This is a genomic window from Desulforhopalus glucosivorans (assembly GCF_054397165.1).
Genome location: NZ_AP044854.1, coordinates 2,512,471 through 2,526,083, shown reverse-complemented (window position 1 = coordinate 2,526,083; position 13,613 = coordinate 2,512,471). Strand labels below are relative to the sequence as shown.

At 42.6% G+C, this 13,613-nt stretch carries 13 protein-coding genes; 1 reads left to right on the top strand and 12 read right to left on the bottom strand.

Annotation, left to right across the window (positions count from 1 at the left end; genetic code table 11):
• Positions 1 to 14 precede the first annotated feature (14 nt).
• Positions 15 to 632, top strand: a complete 618-nt coding sequence (locus tag ACX6CI_RS10920) for a hypothetical protein (protein ID WP_458778186.1) — start codon at positions 15 to 17, stop codon at positions 630 to 632.
• Between the two features lie 6 nt (positions 633 to 638).
• Here the strand turns inward: ACX6CI_RS10920 and ACX6CI_RS10915 are convergent, their stop codons facing one another.
• The 12 genes from ACX6CI_RS10915 to ACX6CI_RS10860 form a co-directional block, all read right to left on the bottom strand.
• A complete protein-coding gene (locus ACX6CI_RS10915) occupies positions 639 to 2,339 on the bottom strand; it encodes a two-component system sensor histidine kinase NtrB (protein WP_458778185.1) in 1,701 nt (566 codons plus the stop codon).
• 3 nt (positions 2,340 to 2,342) lie between these two features.
• Positions 2,343 to 3,725: a sigma-54-dependent transcriptional regulator gene (locus ACX6CI_RS10910; protein ID WP_458778184.1), complete on the bottom strand. Its 1,383-nt coding sequence runs from the start codon at positions 3,723 to 3,725 to the stop codon at positions 2,343 to 2,345.
• Positions 3,726 to 4,024: 299 nt separating this feature from the next.
• Positions 4,025 to 4,681: a phosphohydrolase gene (locus ACX6CI_RS10905; protein WP_458778183.1), complete on the bottom strand. Its 657-nt coding sequence runs from the start codon at positions 4,679 to 4,681 to the stop codon at positions 4,025 to 4,027.
• Between the two features lie 216 nt (positions 4,682 to 4,897).
• Positions 4,898 to 5,653, bottom strand: coding sequence for an ATP-binding protein (locus ACX6CI_RS10900; protein ID WP_458778182.1), 756 nt, complete (start codon positions 5,651 to 5,653; stop codon positions 4,898 to 4,900).
• 180 nt (positions 5,654 to 5,833) lie between these two features.
• Entirely contained in the window at positions 5,834 to 6,763 is a 930-nt protein-coding gene (locus ACX6CI_RS10895) for a CoB--CoM heterodisulfide reductase iron-sulfur subunit B family protein (protein WP_458778181.1), read from the bottom strand.
• Positions 6,760 to 8,478: a 4Fe-4S dicluster domain-containing protein gene (locus ACX6CI_RS10890; protein ID WP_458778180.1), complete on the bottom strand. Its 1,719-nt coding sequence runs from the start codon at positions 8,476 to 8,478 to the stop codon at positions 6,760 to 6,762. Before ACX6CI_RS10890 ends, ACX6CI_RS10895 begins: the two co-directional genes overlap by 4 nt.
• A gap of 281 nt (positions 8,479 to 8,759) precedes the next feature.
• On the bottom strand, positions 8,760 to 10,295 hold the full coding sequence (locus ACX6CI_RS10885) for a PAS domain-containing sensor histidine kinase (RefSeq protein WP_458778179.1): 1,536 nt from the start codon (positions 10,293 to 10,295) through the stop codon (positions 8,760 to 8,762).
• Positions 10,296 to 10,384: 89 nt separating this feature from the next.
• Positions 10,385 to 10,891 carry a hypothetical protein gene (locus ACX6CI_RS10880; RefSeq protein ID WP_458778178.1) on the bottom strand — a complete coding sequence of 169 codons (507 nt, stop codon included), beginning with the start codon at positions 10,889 to 10,891 and terminating at the stop codon, positions 10,385 to 10,387.
• 9 nt (positions 10,892 to 10,900) lie between these two features.
• Positions 10,901 to 11,431, bottom strand: a complete 531-nt coding sequence (locus ACX6CI_RS10875; RefSeq protein WP_458778177.1) for a hypothetical protein — start codon at positions 11,429 to 11,431, stop codon at positions 10,901 to 10,903.
• Between the two features lie 167 nt (positions 11,432 to 11,598).
• Positions 11,599 to 11,982: a response regulator gene (locus ACX6CI_RS10870; protein WP_458778176.1), complete on the bottom strand. Its 384-nt coding sequence runs from the start codon at positions 11,980 to 11,982 to the stop codon at positions 11,599 to 11,601.
• Positions 11,983 to 12,008: 26 nt separating this feature from the next.
• Positions 12,009 to 12,932: a methylenetetrahydrofolate reductase gene (locus ACX6CI_RS10865; protein ID WP_458778175.1), complete on the bottom strand. Its 924-nt coding sequence runs from the start codon at positions 12,930 to 12,932 to the stop codon at positions 12,009 to 12,011.
• Complete coding sequence (locus tag ACX6CI_RS10860; protein WP_458778174.1) at positions 12,929 to 13,597, bottom strand: methylenetetrahydrofolate reductase C-terminal domain-containing protein; 669 nt, start codon at positions 13,595 to 13,597, stop codon at positions 12,929 to 12,931. Before ACX6CI_RS10860 ends, ACX6CI_RS10865 begins: the two co-directional genes overlap by 4 nt.
• Positions 13,598 to 13,613: the final 16 nt, after the last annotated feature.

Genomic DNA, 13,613 nt, shown 5'->3' with positions numbered 1-13,613 from the left:
TGCCAGGGAGATACATGTTAGAAAAAGTTCTGAGTTTTCTAAAAACACATCAAGAAAGGGCAACTATTATTGGTCTTGGCCTGGGCCTCTTTGTTTTTGTAGGTTTGGGGCTTTACCTGCAGAAAAGTAATAACCAGCACAAGGAAGCACCGCCCAAAAAAGACCCAATCAAGGTGGAATTACGGGTTAAAGATCAGAGCGCTGCTTCCGGTCAGCAGGGAGATTCCAAAAAAACTAATTCATTTTACTTACGTCCATCTCCTACTGAATTACTTGAACAACTGGCAAGCATGGAAAATCTCCAGGAGAGCGTTGCCCAGGAAAAACTACAGTATTTGAGGGTCTTATGGCCTGTATACTTTTTTAGTCTTGAATCCCTTGAGGGTGGTGGTGAAACCATTGTTCTCGATATTTCAGAGGACGGTTTTGGAATCGTCGTTCAGGGCAGCATACAGCGTGAGGACTACCCTCAGTTGGCTGAGATGATGGCAGGTAATAAAATATGGGTTGCAGGTGAGATTGCGGCCGTAGACCCTTCTGGAACAGGTACTGTATATCTTAATATTGAGCTTCTTGATTTTTCGGAAGATGGTCCTCCCTCAGCTCAGGTAGAAAAGCCTGTAGAAGAATAAAGAATTCTAGTAATCCTGACGTGGGATTGGCAGTAGAATAGTAAAGATGGCTCCTGAATTTTCGGAGTTAGTAACGGTAATCTTACCATGGTGTTCTTCTATTGTCTGTTGTACAATGGCGAGTCCCAAGCCTGTTCCCTCAGCCCTTGTTGTGTAAAAGGGCTCAAATATTATATCCATCTGCTCTTCCTTTATTCCGGTACCATTATCAGCGATTGTGATTTTGATAACGTCATTACCATTTTCAGCATCTTGCGCATCTATCTCTACAGCTGTAACTGAAATGTGTTCATCACTTTCCGGACAGAATGCCAGACCATTTTGAATAAGGTGAATGAATACGGTAAACATCTGTTTTCGATCGGCCCAGATAGCAATAGTATCGCTTAGATTGAGAGAAATATCTATGGAGCTTGACCAGGTTGGAGCAGCTTCAAGAACCTCTATGGCTTCCTCAAAACAAGCCTTTAGGGAAAACCAATTACAATTTGCATGCTCTGGTCTGGAAAATCGCAGAAAATCAGCAATGGTATCAATGAGTCTGTCTGATTCCCTAATGATTATGTTGGCAAGTTCGTAGTTGGTATAGTTATTGTTTCCATTGCTGGAAAATTCTGCAGATAATACCTGCGCGGAACCTGATATGGCCGTGAGTGGGTTCCTGAAATCGTGGGCGATGGATGCACTCATCATACCGATCGCAGCTAATTTTTCAGTTTGCCTCACCTGCCGTTCTAATTTTTCAATTTCACTGATATCTTGAAGGGTTATGATTTTATCATTCGTCACTGTCTGTGAATTTGTGTCCTGTACAATATCCATGAAAGCATATCCTATTCGAACAGTGAGACCATTATGCTTTGTAAAATCAGTGGTAAGGCGTTGGTTCTCAAAAGAGAGGTTGAGACAGGATAGTTCCTGGTCCAGTTTACTCCCCATGAGTTGAGTAGGAGATAGACCTGTAATATGTTGCACTGCGTTATTGGCCGAAGTGATAATCCCTTTAGAGTCAATAGTAATAATACCGGTAGTGATATTCTCAAAGATACGCTTGTAAAGAATTGCCAGTCGGTCATATTTTTCTATGGAAGCTGTAAGTGCAGTCTCAGTCTTTTGAAGGCGAATGCCAAAAAATGTGCTAATGAGAGCCGCCAGAAAAAACGAAAGGCCGTTTATGGCAAAATGATTCAGACTGATAATGGGATTAAAATCGAGCATCCCTCTAAAATAGGAGGGATATAGACCATTGCTTTCAAGAAAGAGCAGGCAACCATAGAGCAGGGTTGCAGAACTTGCTGCAAGGATACCGCCCCGTTTAGGAAGAATGAGGCCTCCTGCCACAATAGGGAAGAAAAACACTGATGTGAAGGTGGAATTGGATGATCCTGAGAAGAAGATCAGGATCGCTACAAAACATGTGTCAAGAAAGCATTGGCCAAAGCCGAATGCACGGAGATTACCTTGAAATACCAGAAGAAAAAAAGCTGAAAACAGGGAGGCTGTATAAATGGCAAAGACTAAAAAAAGTAACAGGGCTGGTGGTACAAATATGAACTGAAATTGTGAGCCGTGGAAAATAAAGCTCATCAACAGTAGTAACGTATATAGAATAATGCGTAACATCAGCAATGAGAGCAGCTGATTGCGCAGCACATGTTCTGTGGTAGTGGTGGCCCTTGCCCGGCGGATTAGTTTTCTAAGAAACATGTATTAGGTAATATTATATTTTTTGACCTTGTACCTAAAGGAGCGAAAACTGATTTTAAGGAGGTCCGCTGCCTTCATTTTTGAACCATTGGTTTTTTCAAGGGCATGGGAAATAAGGCGTTTTTCAAGATTCTCAATTACTTTTTCGATTCCAAGATCGTAGAGCTCCTCCTCACTGGAAGCGGCATGAAGCAAGGGATTAGTTACCTCGGCTCCTGTATCTGTTGATTTGGACCTGGTAGAGCCTCCAAAGGTGAGACTTTCGGGTAGGATTATATTGGAGCTCTCAAGAGCAACACCCCTCTCTATAATGTTTTCAAGTTCTCTGACATTGCCGGGGAAATCGTAGTTCATTAAGACCTGTAAAGCATAGGATGAGATTTCCTGCACCTCTTTCCCGAGAAGTTTTGAATATTTCTGGAGGAAAAATTCAACAAGAAGGGGGACATCACCTTTTCTTTCTCGAAGAGGTGGTACACGTAGGGGGACAACTGCAAGCCGGTAAAAGAGATCTTCCCGAAACCTTCCCTCATTTATTTCATCTTCAAGGATTTTATTGGTGGCCGCTATGATGCGCACATTAATATTTTGTACCTTGTTACCACCTACAGGCTTAATTTCACGTTCCTGCAGAACCCTGAGGAGTTTAGTTTGGATGATTGGCGTAAGCTCACCAATCTCGTCGAGAAAGGCCGTGCCCTTGTCTGCTTCATTAAAGAGACCAGCTTTATCACCAATTGCTCCGGTAAAGGACCCTTTGACGTGGCCAAAAAGCTCACTCTCCATTAAGTCTTCAGGAATGGCACTACAGGTTATGGGAACAAAATTCTCTGATGCGACGTTACTGTGATTATGAATTGCCTGGGCAACGAGCTCTTTTCCGGTTCCGGACTCTCCATAGATAAGTACATTGGCAGGTGTTGGCGCGACCCTACGAATCATGTCAAATATTTTAAGCATTTCCCGGCTTTGACCAATTATTTCGGGAAATGAGTCGCCAAGCTGCTGGGCCTGGGCATTGGAGGTAGTACGACTAGTGGCAGATCTGATAACAGAGATGATTTCTTCCACGTTAAACGGTTTACTTATATAATCAAAAGCACCATTTTTCATGGCCATTACCGCGTCATCAGGAGAGGCAAAGGCCGTAATCATAATAACGGGCAGTTCTGGTGTTTTTTCTTTTATTATTTCAAGAAGTTCGATCCCTGTAAGCTCAGGCATGCGGATATCGCTGACAACCAGATCAACAACCTTCGTCTCAAGAATTTCAAGAGCTTTTGCCCCTCTGTTTGCTGTGAGGACCTTATGGCCTTCTTTTTCGAGAAGAATCTTGAGGAAATCTCTCATCCCCCGTTCGTCGTCAACGATGAGTACTAATGCCATACGAACCTTCGCTTGTGGTTGGATATCTGATTCATTGTACCTTAGTAATGCATTCAATCTGTTGGGATGTTACGAATGTATACCGCTTAGGTACGGATCTTTACTTATTTCCTAGAGATCAGGACGAACTATTACTTACTGATAAGTTCAAGTGAGAAACGTACACCTGTTTCTAGATAATATCTTATAGTACACAAGCTATCAAGCAATGGATAGTAAACTCAGGAAAACAGTACTGATTCATGAGTATTTTCAGGCAGTGAAGGATGCAGAAAAAAGAGCTCTAACACGATTAGACCTTACTGCGTTAGTTCTGAAAGAATTTTTTTTGCAGTAGCTGTATGTAGTTGATGTTCAGAGAGTATGACAGGGGAGACAGTTGGTTGCTGCTTGAGAGCTGTCATAAGTGCATAGAGTTTCATTGCATCGGCAACGATTAGTGTCTCAATAGGACTACTGGCTGCTAAGGTATCAGGAGTAAGAGTTTCGTATATTATCTCCACGAGAGGTTCGCTGGCACCAGCTTCATTTAAAATCCCATCAGCCGCAGGTTTTTCAACCCCATGCAGGTAGGACGCACAGAGAACCACAGCAAGGTTACCACCTTCCTGTTTACATATGTTCTCTCCGAGTTGGGCAAGTTCTGTTGCCTCACGGATACGTTTAAAATCGGTTTTCAGGTGTCTCTTAAGTAGTACAGCCACCTTGTCTTTCAGTAGGTCTTCACGACTACCTAAAAAGTTTTCGGGAAGAGTGCCAAGACACTGTTCTGCAAATTGGCAGTAGGAGGCGCATCCAAAATCGAGCTTGGGGTTAACAAAGCGATGTCCGCATGTATGACATTTTCTTGAGGTGTCATCCTTATAAAATTCTACAACTCCATCACACTCAGGACAATTGACATCAAAAATTGCGTCATCTTTCCAGTATTTCATATCCTGGCCCGGGCATTTCATAGTAGTTCTCCTTGGAGTAATAGGTATACATACATATTGGGGATGAAGTCCCATAAACAATAACCTATGTACAACTATACAGGAGTAAAGGCTGGCTTGGTTTGATATAAGTCAAATTGACAGAAGTTATGGAGAACCACCTGCACAGGCGCTGATATCTCAGGGTATCGCTGCAGGTGGTAGGAACTGACCCGGTAATGGGGAGCGGAGGTGCTATTATGGTAGGTACTCATCAATGATTTGCCCCAAGGCTTGAACGGATGAAGAATCATCTGGGAGTTCAAGTAGTGACTTACACTCCATATCGAAGGTAAGTAGCTGAGGGTCATCAGGAATTACACCGGCTATTGGTAAACCAATTTCAGCAACTTCCTTTAAGAATGGTTCGCTTAAATCTTTCGGGCCACGGGTGACGATAATGGCGAGATTTTTGACTTTGAGTTTTAAACGATCCAGCATTGAGTTGATGCGCCGGACCGCACGTAATCCACGCAGAGAATAGTCTGTTACCAAAAATAGCATATCAACTTCACCGCTGGTGCGTCGGCTGAGATGTTCCATTCCAGCTTCATTATCGACCACCATGTACTTATATTGGGTGCTGAGTTTATCGGTGAAATTGTTTAAGATATTATTGACCATGCAGTAACATCCCTGGCCTTCCTGGCGCCCCATGACGATGAGATCAAAGGCCGGCTTTTCGATAATGGCCTGTTCTACCAGAAGTTCAAGATAATTGATTTTGTCCATACCCGAAGGAATGGATTGGGGATCTTTCATATAGGTCTCTCGGATGTCTCCTATGGTACTCGGCACATCAAGGCCCAGGGTTTCTCCAAGATTACTGTTCGGGTCGGCATCAACAGCCAGTACCGGCCCTTTATCTTTATTTGCCAGATGACGAAGGACAAGTGATGCAACTGTGGTTTTACCTACTCCACCTTTTCCTGCAAACGCAATAACTTTGCTCATACAAATCTCCGTATTTAATGTGCACTGAAACAAAATAATAAAGAAAAATACAAGGAGTTAACTATCCTCCCTTTCTAGAATTACGATAGCAGAATAGTAAACATTGTGGGGGAAAATAAAAGAAAAAACCACCCAGATTGTGATTAATCAGGGTGGTTGGGGCAATCAGTTGGAAAAGGACTATGCAGAAACCGCTTTTTTCTTTCTTTTCTTCTTTTCTTCAACAGGTGGTCCTAAGAGGGAAACCAGTTCTTCAACATGTGGAGAAGCAATGGTCTGATTTGTTTCTATTCCGAGTTGTTCAGGGTCTATACCAAGGCAAAGACCAAGAAGTTGCGGGTAGAGAAGGACCGGAAGTGTGGTGTGCTGGCTCTGCCTTTTGGCAATCTCTTTTTGTGCTGTGTCAAATTGCAGATAACAGTAGGAACATATGGGAACGATATAGTTTGCACCGGCGGTAAGCGCTCCACTGATTTTTTCTTGTAAGAGTTTGGTCGATAGCTCATTATTGATTCCCGCAAGTGCCGCCCCGCAACACTCAAGTTTACCTTGCCAGTCCAGGCTGCTTACTCCGATGACCTGAAGGAGCTCATCGGTGATACGCGGGACAAAAGAATCGTCAAAAAGAGTAATTTCCCGTGGCCGCAGAATATGGCATCCTTGAATAACTGCTATGTTGAGCTCAGTGAACTTTTTAGTGAGCTGGGCCTTAATCTTATCAAGGCCAATATCCTGATGTAGTATGGTAAGGAAATGCTTTATCTGGGCCTTGCCGGTATATTCTAAGCCTTCCTTGGCAAGTATCTTGTTAAGATCAGCTCTTAATGCAGTATTTACTGCGAGCATGTTCTTGGTTTTTTGCAAACTTGCAAAACAACAATTACAGATAACAAAAATATCCTGGCCACGGCTTTCAGCAATGGCCATATTTCTCATGGACGGGAGGATATAGGCTGTTTCGTCAACATTACGAACGGGGTACCCGCAGCAGTTGAACTCATCTATTTTTTCCAGACTGATTCCAAATTTTTCTACTACTGCAATCATGGCCTGACTATACTGCTGGATGCGTATGGGGATGTTGCAACCTTCAAAAAAAGCATATTTCATGAGTTCGCTCCTGCTTTGATTGATTGAACAGCCTTGTTCTTGAGACCGTAGAAGATATCACATAATTCAACTTGATTTGGACAATGCTCCTGACAGAGATAACAGGTGGAGCAGTTCCAGATCATTTGTGAGCTGAGCGCCAGATCAAGATCACCAATACCTAAACTGTACATAATCTGGTGGGGCAGGAGTCCAAGTTCCTTGGATGGCTCATCATAGCTGCGTACCACAGGACAAATATTAGTACAGCGCTGGCATGAGTAACAACTGGTAAAGGAACTGTTGTCTTTGAAAAAACTTGTTCCCAGGGTGAGCGGACTGTTTTTTTCAGAAAGAGGAGTGAAAGTTGCCTTAAAGAGTTCTGTAACTTTTTTTAGAGCAGCCAGGTGGTCGTCCACAAAATTTTGAGCAAGTGCCAGTGGGAATGAAAAATGGCTCAGGAGCGTCGGTTCTGGCGCCCCGTCTTTAAGGAGGGTGTAGCGAGCGTTGACGAACAATTCTTTTAAATTAATTCCGGAAGGGCAGATGGTTGTGCATCTATCGCAGCTTGTACAGACGTAGAGTCCTTCCTGAACTTCTTTAATGACGTCCGGGTCTGTTATCTGGTTGGTTGCAATCTTTTTGAGGAACTGAACCTTTTCAGAAGGCAGGATAAAATCATTGTCAAATGATTCATAAAACATGCTCGATGAACATTCTACTGAGCATGATCCGCAGTGTGTACAGGCAGATAAGCCGATCATCTGGCTGTTTAGGGAGGTGGCAAGTCCTGAATAACTATCTTCGCTTACATTTTTCACAACTAGGCTCATGGGAGCGGAAAACATATGAAACATTTTACTAAATGGAATCCAGCAAAGAAAACCCAGACAGGCACCGATATGTAACATGTAGAAAAAGTTGACCTGAAAAGCACCACCACCTGCGCCCAAAACAGGGCCGATGATTGTTGCTACGGAGTAACTGACAAAACCATTTTTGTTCGAAGCGTGACAGTCAATACAGCTGTCAGCATTTACCTCAATTCCAGCTTCAACCATTGCAGCAGAAGGGGCCGATTCAAAGTGAGGGGAGATAAGACCGTTTTTAGAAATCCAGAAAGCCTCCAGAGCCAATTCCTCTTCTTCGTCTAGAGAGGCATATTCTTCAACCATGTTCTGGTAGGTATTGTAAGAGGACATTTTGCTGGCCTCAAGAAATACACCTGACAGTATTATGAGACTTATAAATATAATGGCATCCCAATCTGAAGACGCCGATTTCAGGCGTTGGGTTTTTAAGGTTATTCGTCGATATATAGCAAGACCAAGTCCTACTAGGACCATGAGGCCAAATACATTTCGTAAAAAGAGAAAAGGATTGAGGGTTGGTTGAAAGTCAGCAAAAAGAGATTCGCTTACTGTTGCACTGAGTGCGTGAAACAAAAAAAGTAGAATAAAGCCAGAGAAGATTAATGTGTGGGCTGCCCAACGTAATTTACTCTTATCGAAGATCCGTTTTTGGAAAATGATATCAACGAAAAAAGCCTGGACAACAGAAATAATTTTAGTGCTGAACAGTGTGGTGAAAACTGCTTTTATACCACTGATAACCCGTGAACTGGGGGAAGGGGAGGAAAGAGGTGATAGGCCTCGGGAGAACCATTGAGAAAATTGTAAAGCTAACCCAAGGAGACAAACAATAACAGAGAAGGATAATAGGATGTTAAAATTCATGATTGTTTTTTTACACCTTCAGTTTTGTTCCAGAGTTTGGAATATTAATCTGGTTATCAGATCTGAGATTGCTCTTTTACGGGCAGAGCTGGTTCTCTGATTGATCTTCCTCCTAATATGATCTGTACATGAAACGAAGATTATGCAACTACATGAAAGACTGATATTATCAGGAAATATACCGTTTTTTATAAGACACGTCGAGTTTTGATTTAAAATATATAAAAAATATTGATCTATACCATCTTAAAAAAGAACAAAAAACAGGCTGTAGCATAATTTCAGCCTATGGACATAAATTGAAACTGGTCGGTGACCTCTTCCTCAGGGAGTTCAAGGAGTATCACAGTGCCGGTGTTATCGGTCTTTTCAATACTGATTTTACCATGATTCTCTTCTAAGATACCATAGGCCATGCTCAGACCAAGTCCTGTTCCTTTACCGACCTCCTTAGTTGTGAAAAATGGGTCAAAGACCTTGGTGAGGTTTTCCTCCGCAATTCCTGTTCCAGTATCTGAAACCTCAATATAGGCCTTACACAGGTCACGATTTCGATATGTTCTTAAGGTAAGTACTCCTCTGCCATCCATCGCATCAATGGCATTTATCACAAGGTTAATGAGCACCTGACACAGCTGGTTTTTATCAGCATTAATAAGAATCTGCTGATCTTCGAGATCTTTTATGACTTCCACATTCATAAAGAGTTTCTGGTCACGTATCAGTCGTAAACTCTCACTGATAAGAGTATTCAGATAAAAAATGTCTCTGCTTGGACGAGTTTGCCTACTATATGCCAGCAGGTTTTTAACGATTTCCTTGCATCTTTCAGCATCTTCTAGAATGTAATTGAGGTTATTGGCAAGGGGATGCTCCTCTTCGAGTTTTTCCTTCATCAGGTTGCCGTACAGGAGGATACTCGTGAGAGGATTATTAATTTCATGGGCGACTCCGGCAGAAAGACGGCCAAGGGACGCAAGTTTTTCCGATTGATAGAGTTGGTTCTCAGCTTCTTCCAGTTTCTTTTGTACCGCCTGTTTTTCTCTTAAATCGTTGAAGATGGCAGCTGTTGCGGCCTCACGTTCACCCTCATAAATAATTGCTGCGGTCATCTCTACAGGAATCTCTTCAGCTTCTTTTGTGACAATATTAACCTGGGTGATTGGCAGTTTGCCACGATCACCGATAGTTTCATCACGGAGCTGTCGCATGATATCTTTAGCTACACCTGGGGGGTAAAAATCAGCGATGTTTACCTGATTTGCATCTATCACCGAATAACCAAAGAGCTTTTCAGCAGCCTTGTTCATAAGTATAATTTCACCCTTCCGATCCGCTGCCATGATTCCGCTGACCGATGATTGAACCACCTTGTCGATCAACTGCTGCATGTCGCTGTACTGCTTTTCTAACTTTTTTACAGCGGTGATATCACGGAGACTTTCCATGATATATTTTACTTCCTTATTTTCATCAAAAATCGGGGAAAAGAGTCGTTCCTCCCAGAGCTCATTACCTTCTTTATCTTTGCTTTGTTGAATGACGGATTGTGATTTCTTAAAATGAAGAACACGGTTGAGAGGACAACTCTTGCCATGGCAGACCAGGTGGTTCATACTACTGCTTGCGTTGAAAATATCCTTACATCGCTTACCAAGAATTTCAGCTTCTGTGGTTTCGTTGCGCTCGTGGAATTTTAGATTGGCCGCAATAATGGTTCTGTCAGGCTTTAATACCAGTGTTGGAAACGAAAGGGAGTCAAATACCCTCAATCGCCAGTCCGCTTCTGTTGTGGAGAAGTAATTATATGGGTTCATATGGGTTATAAATCAGTACCTGCTGAATCGATGATTTTTTTGAGATCGTTCTTTAAAAATGGGTATGTAAAAGTATTGGATGCGTAATTTTACAGAGAAGATGGTATTTGAAAAGTATTTTGCAGAATTTCAGTACTCTGTATACCAAGGCCCTCATCGACTACAATATACATACTATTACCGGCGCATCCCGTTACGACAGGTTCAATTCCCTTTTTGTATAAGGGTTCAAGGGTACGTGCAAGAATACCAAATCTCTCCTGGAAATGAGGACCATGAAGATATATCATTTCTACATTTTTGTATGAAAGAGTAAATGATGTTTGCTGGAGCTCCCTTTTTTCTTCAAGGCTTGTTTGAAATGAACAGAGTTGCTCTTGATCCAAAATAACTGATAATATACTACCATTACTCTTGCAGGGGACTGATGCAAGCAGTTCAAATGCAATGGGAGACGTTTCTGTATGGGTGAGCAAATTATGCCAGGGAAAGGTCTTAGTTTGACTAAACTCTATACCCATAAGCGTTAGATCGTGTTTTAAAATAATGCCATATACCTTAACCTGCTTCTCCCAATATATTGCAATAGATTCCATTTGAATACCTCAGGGTGCTATTGGAGTACGGGGCTGATGCAGCTTAAATTCCTGATGAAACGGAGAGTGATTTTCAGGCAGGGAAAAAATGTCGGTGAATTCGGAGGCTATTGTCTGCAGTGCATCACTTTCTGTGTTGAAGACGTATGCGGAAATAGAAGTGCATGACGAATAGACTGGTAACTGTAAGCTCTCGAGCAGGCTCATGATAATAGCGACAAAGGTTAGATCCTTTTTATGGGGGAAGATTGTAACGGATGTTACCTGTTGCTGCGTTGTAATATCAAGTGGGATATCAGGTGAGCTTTCTATTATTTTTGTAATTAAAGGGGCATCCTTTTTTGAAACGCAAAAGCAGGTCTTAGTTGAATCTCCAAAGCTTGTATGGGCTAAAAAAGGAATATTGATCTGCTTGTTGTGAATATGCTGCAGAAAATTTTTGATCGTCGCCTGGGTGTCGCCTAGACAAGAAACGGCGTAGTGGATCCGTTCTTCGCTGAACTTTATTCCACCTATGGGGATCTTTTCTTTAAAAGTCAATGAAACGTCCCATCTGAAAAAGCAGTGCTCCCTGAGTACCTTACTCCAGAAAAGCTGTCATAAAAAACAAGAAAACTGGAGAACCTTTTAACATTGCGAACTTAAAAGTATTTTCAAGGTACTTATCCCGTTTATCGGGACTAGAATACAAAGAGCACTGCCTTATATTAAAGATTATCTTTTACAATTTCAACGAGCTTATCCAGATCAATTGGTTTTGGAACAAAGTCGTCTGCAAGGGTAGTTTTACCGCCCATATGCGTGTAGTTTGTTGATTTAATGGCTTCTGTTACCGCCGTGAGTAGAACGACTACTATGTTCTTGTACTCAGCTGAATTTTTCAATTCATCACAGAGGGTGTAGCCATCTTTACGGGGCATCATAACATCAAGCACGATAAGATCGGGCTGTTCCTCTTTAATCCGGTCCATCGCTTCGATGCCGTCATAAGCCTTGGTGACACGGAATTTTTCACTTTCCAGCTTCATGGAAACCATTTCCACGAGATCTGTATCATCATCAACCACGAGAATCAGTTTATTGTCGCTCATACTTTGATCTCCCTCAATCAATAGGTTTATACTTGAGGACGGGGTAGAAGGCCCGCTCTTTCACAGATTTCTTCGACCTTTTCTTCCCATTCAATAGCCATAATATGAAAACCGGCTACTCCCTCAACTTTTTTGAGCCGTTCAATTGTCTCGACACAGATTGCCACACCTTCGTCTGCCTGCTTTTCCTTAGGTACAGAGGCCATACGGTCAACAATTTCCTGGGGAACATCCATTCCAGGAACTCTTTTTGACATATACTTAGCAGCTCCAAGTGATTTACAAGGCGTTACACCCGCGAGAATATAACACTTCTTATGCAGTCCAAGCTCCCGTACTCCCTCCATCCATTTCTCAAATTTTTCAACATTGAAAATACATTGAGTCTGGATAAAGTCGGCACCGGCGGCAATCTTTTTAGCAAGACGCATGACTCGCAGTTCAAATGGATCTGCAAATGGATTTGCAGCAGCACCGATGAACATTTTTGGAGCACCCTTTAAATCAGCACCACCCTGAAAAATCTCTTTGTCACGCATGTCTTTGACCATCTGAATCATCTGGATGGAGTCAATATCGTGGACATTTGCAGCCTGTGGGTGATCACCAAATTTGGTATGATCACCTGAAAGACAGAGCATGGTATCAATTCCAAGGGAATAGGCACCAATGATGTCAGCCTGCATGGCAAGTCTGTTACGGTCTCTGCATGTTACCTGAAACAGAGGATTAAGTCCCTGTTGTTTTACTATAACAGATGCGGCAAGACTTGACATTCTTACCATTGCGGTTTGGTTATCAGTGACGTTGACAGCATCAACGATTCCATCAAGATATTTTGACTTTTCAATCACCTCATCCGGCTTACATCCCCGTGGGGGACCACACTCAGAGGTAACTGCCAGATGTCCTGCTGCCAAAACTTTTTCTAAATTGCTTTCAGTTTTCATTCTGCCAAATCCTCTCTGATAATCTTTCTAGGTCCACTTCCCCCACCAGTTCTCCAATCCTTTGCCGGCATGATATCTAAATATCTCTCAGTGAGACCAAGGGCCTTGAGCCGATCCCAGATGAGTTGCCATGCACAGTCGACATCTTCACTGATTTCACATTTTCCAGTGGTAGATCCACCACATGGGCCATTCATTAACTGTTTTGCACATCTGGAAATTGGACAAATTCCACCAGTGATACCAAGAAGGCAATCGCCGCAGCCTTGACAACGCTCAGCCCAGACGCCCTGACGCTCGGAAGCTCCCATAAATTTGGTATTAACCGCAGGAAATACGGGGGTATCTTTGTAGCGCATGGCAAGCTGCTGCACGCCACAGCCACAGGCCATAGAAAGAACAGCATCGGCGCCGTCAATCATTGAAACCAGTTCTTCAACATATTCTGGGTCACACTGTCTCTCCAGAGTGTGTTGTTGAATATCAATGTCAGTACCTGATTTTAATCTGGCCATTTGCAGGCCCGATGCGAGCAGGCCAACTTCTTTTCGTCCACCGGCAGCACAGACGGTGACACACTCATTACAGCCTAGAAGGAGTACGCGCTTAAAGGGCTTAATATACTCTATGATTTCTTCTAAAGGTTTTCGTTCAGCAGTGATCATGGTGTTTCACTCTCCT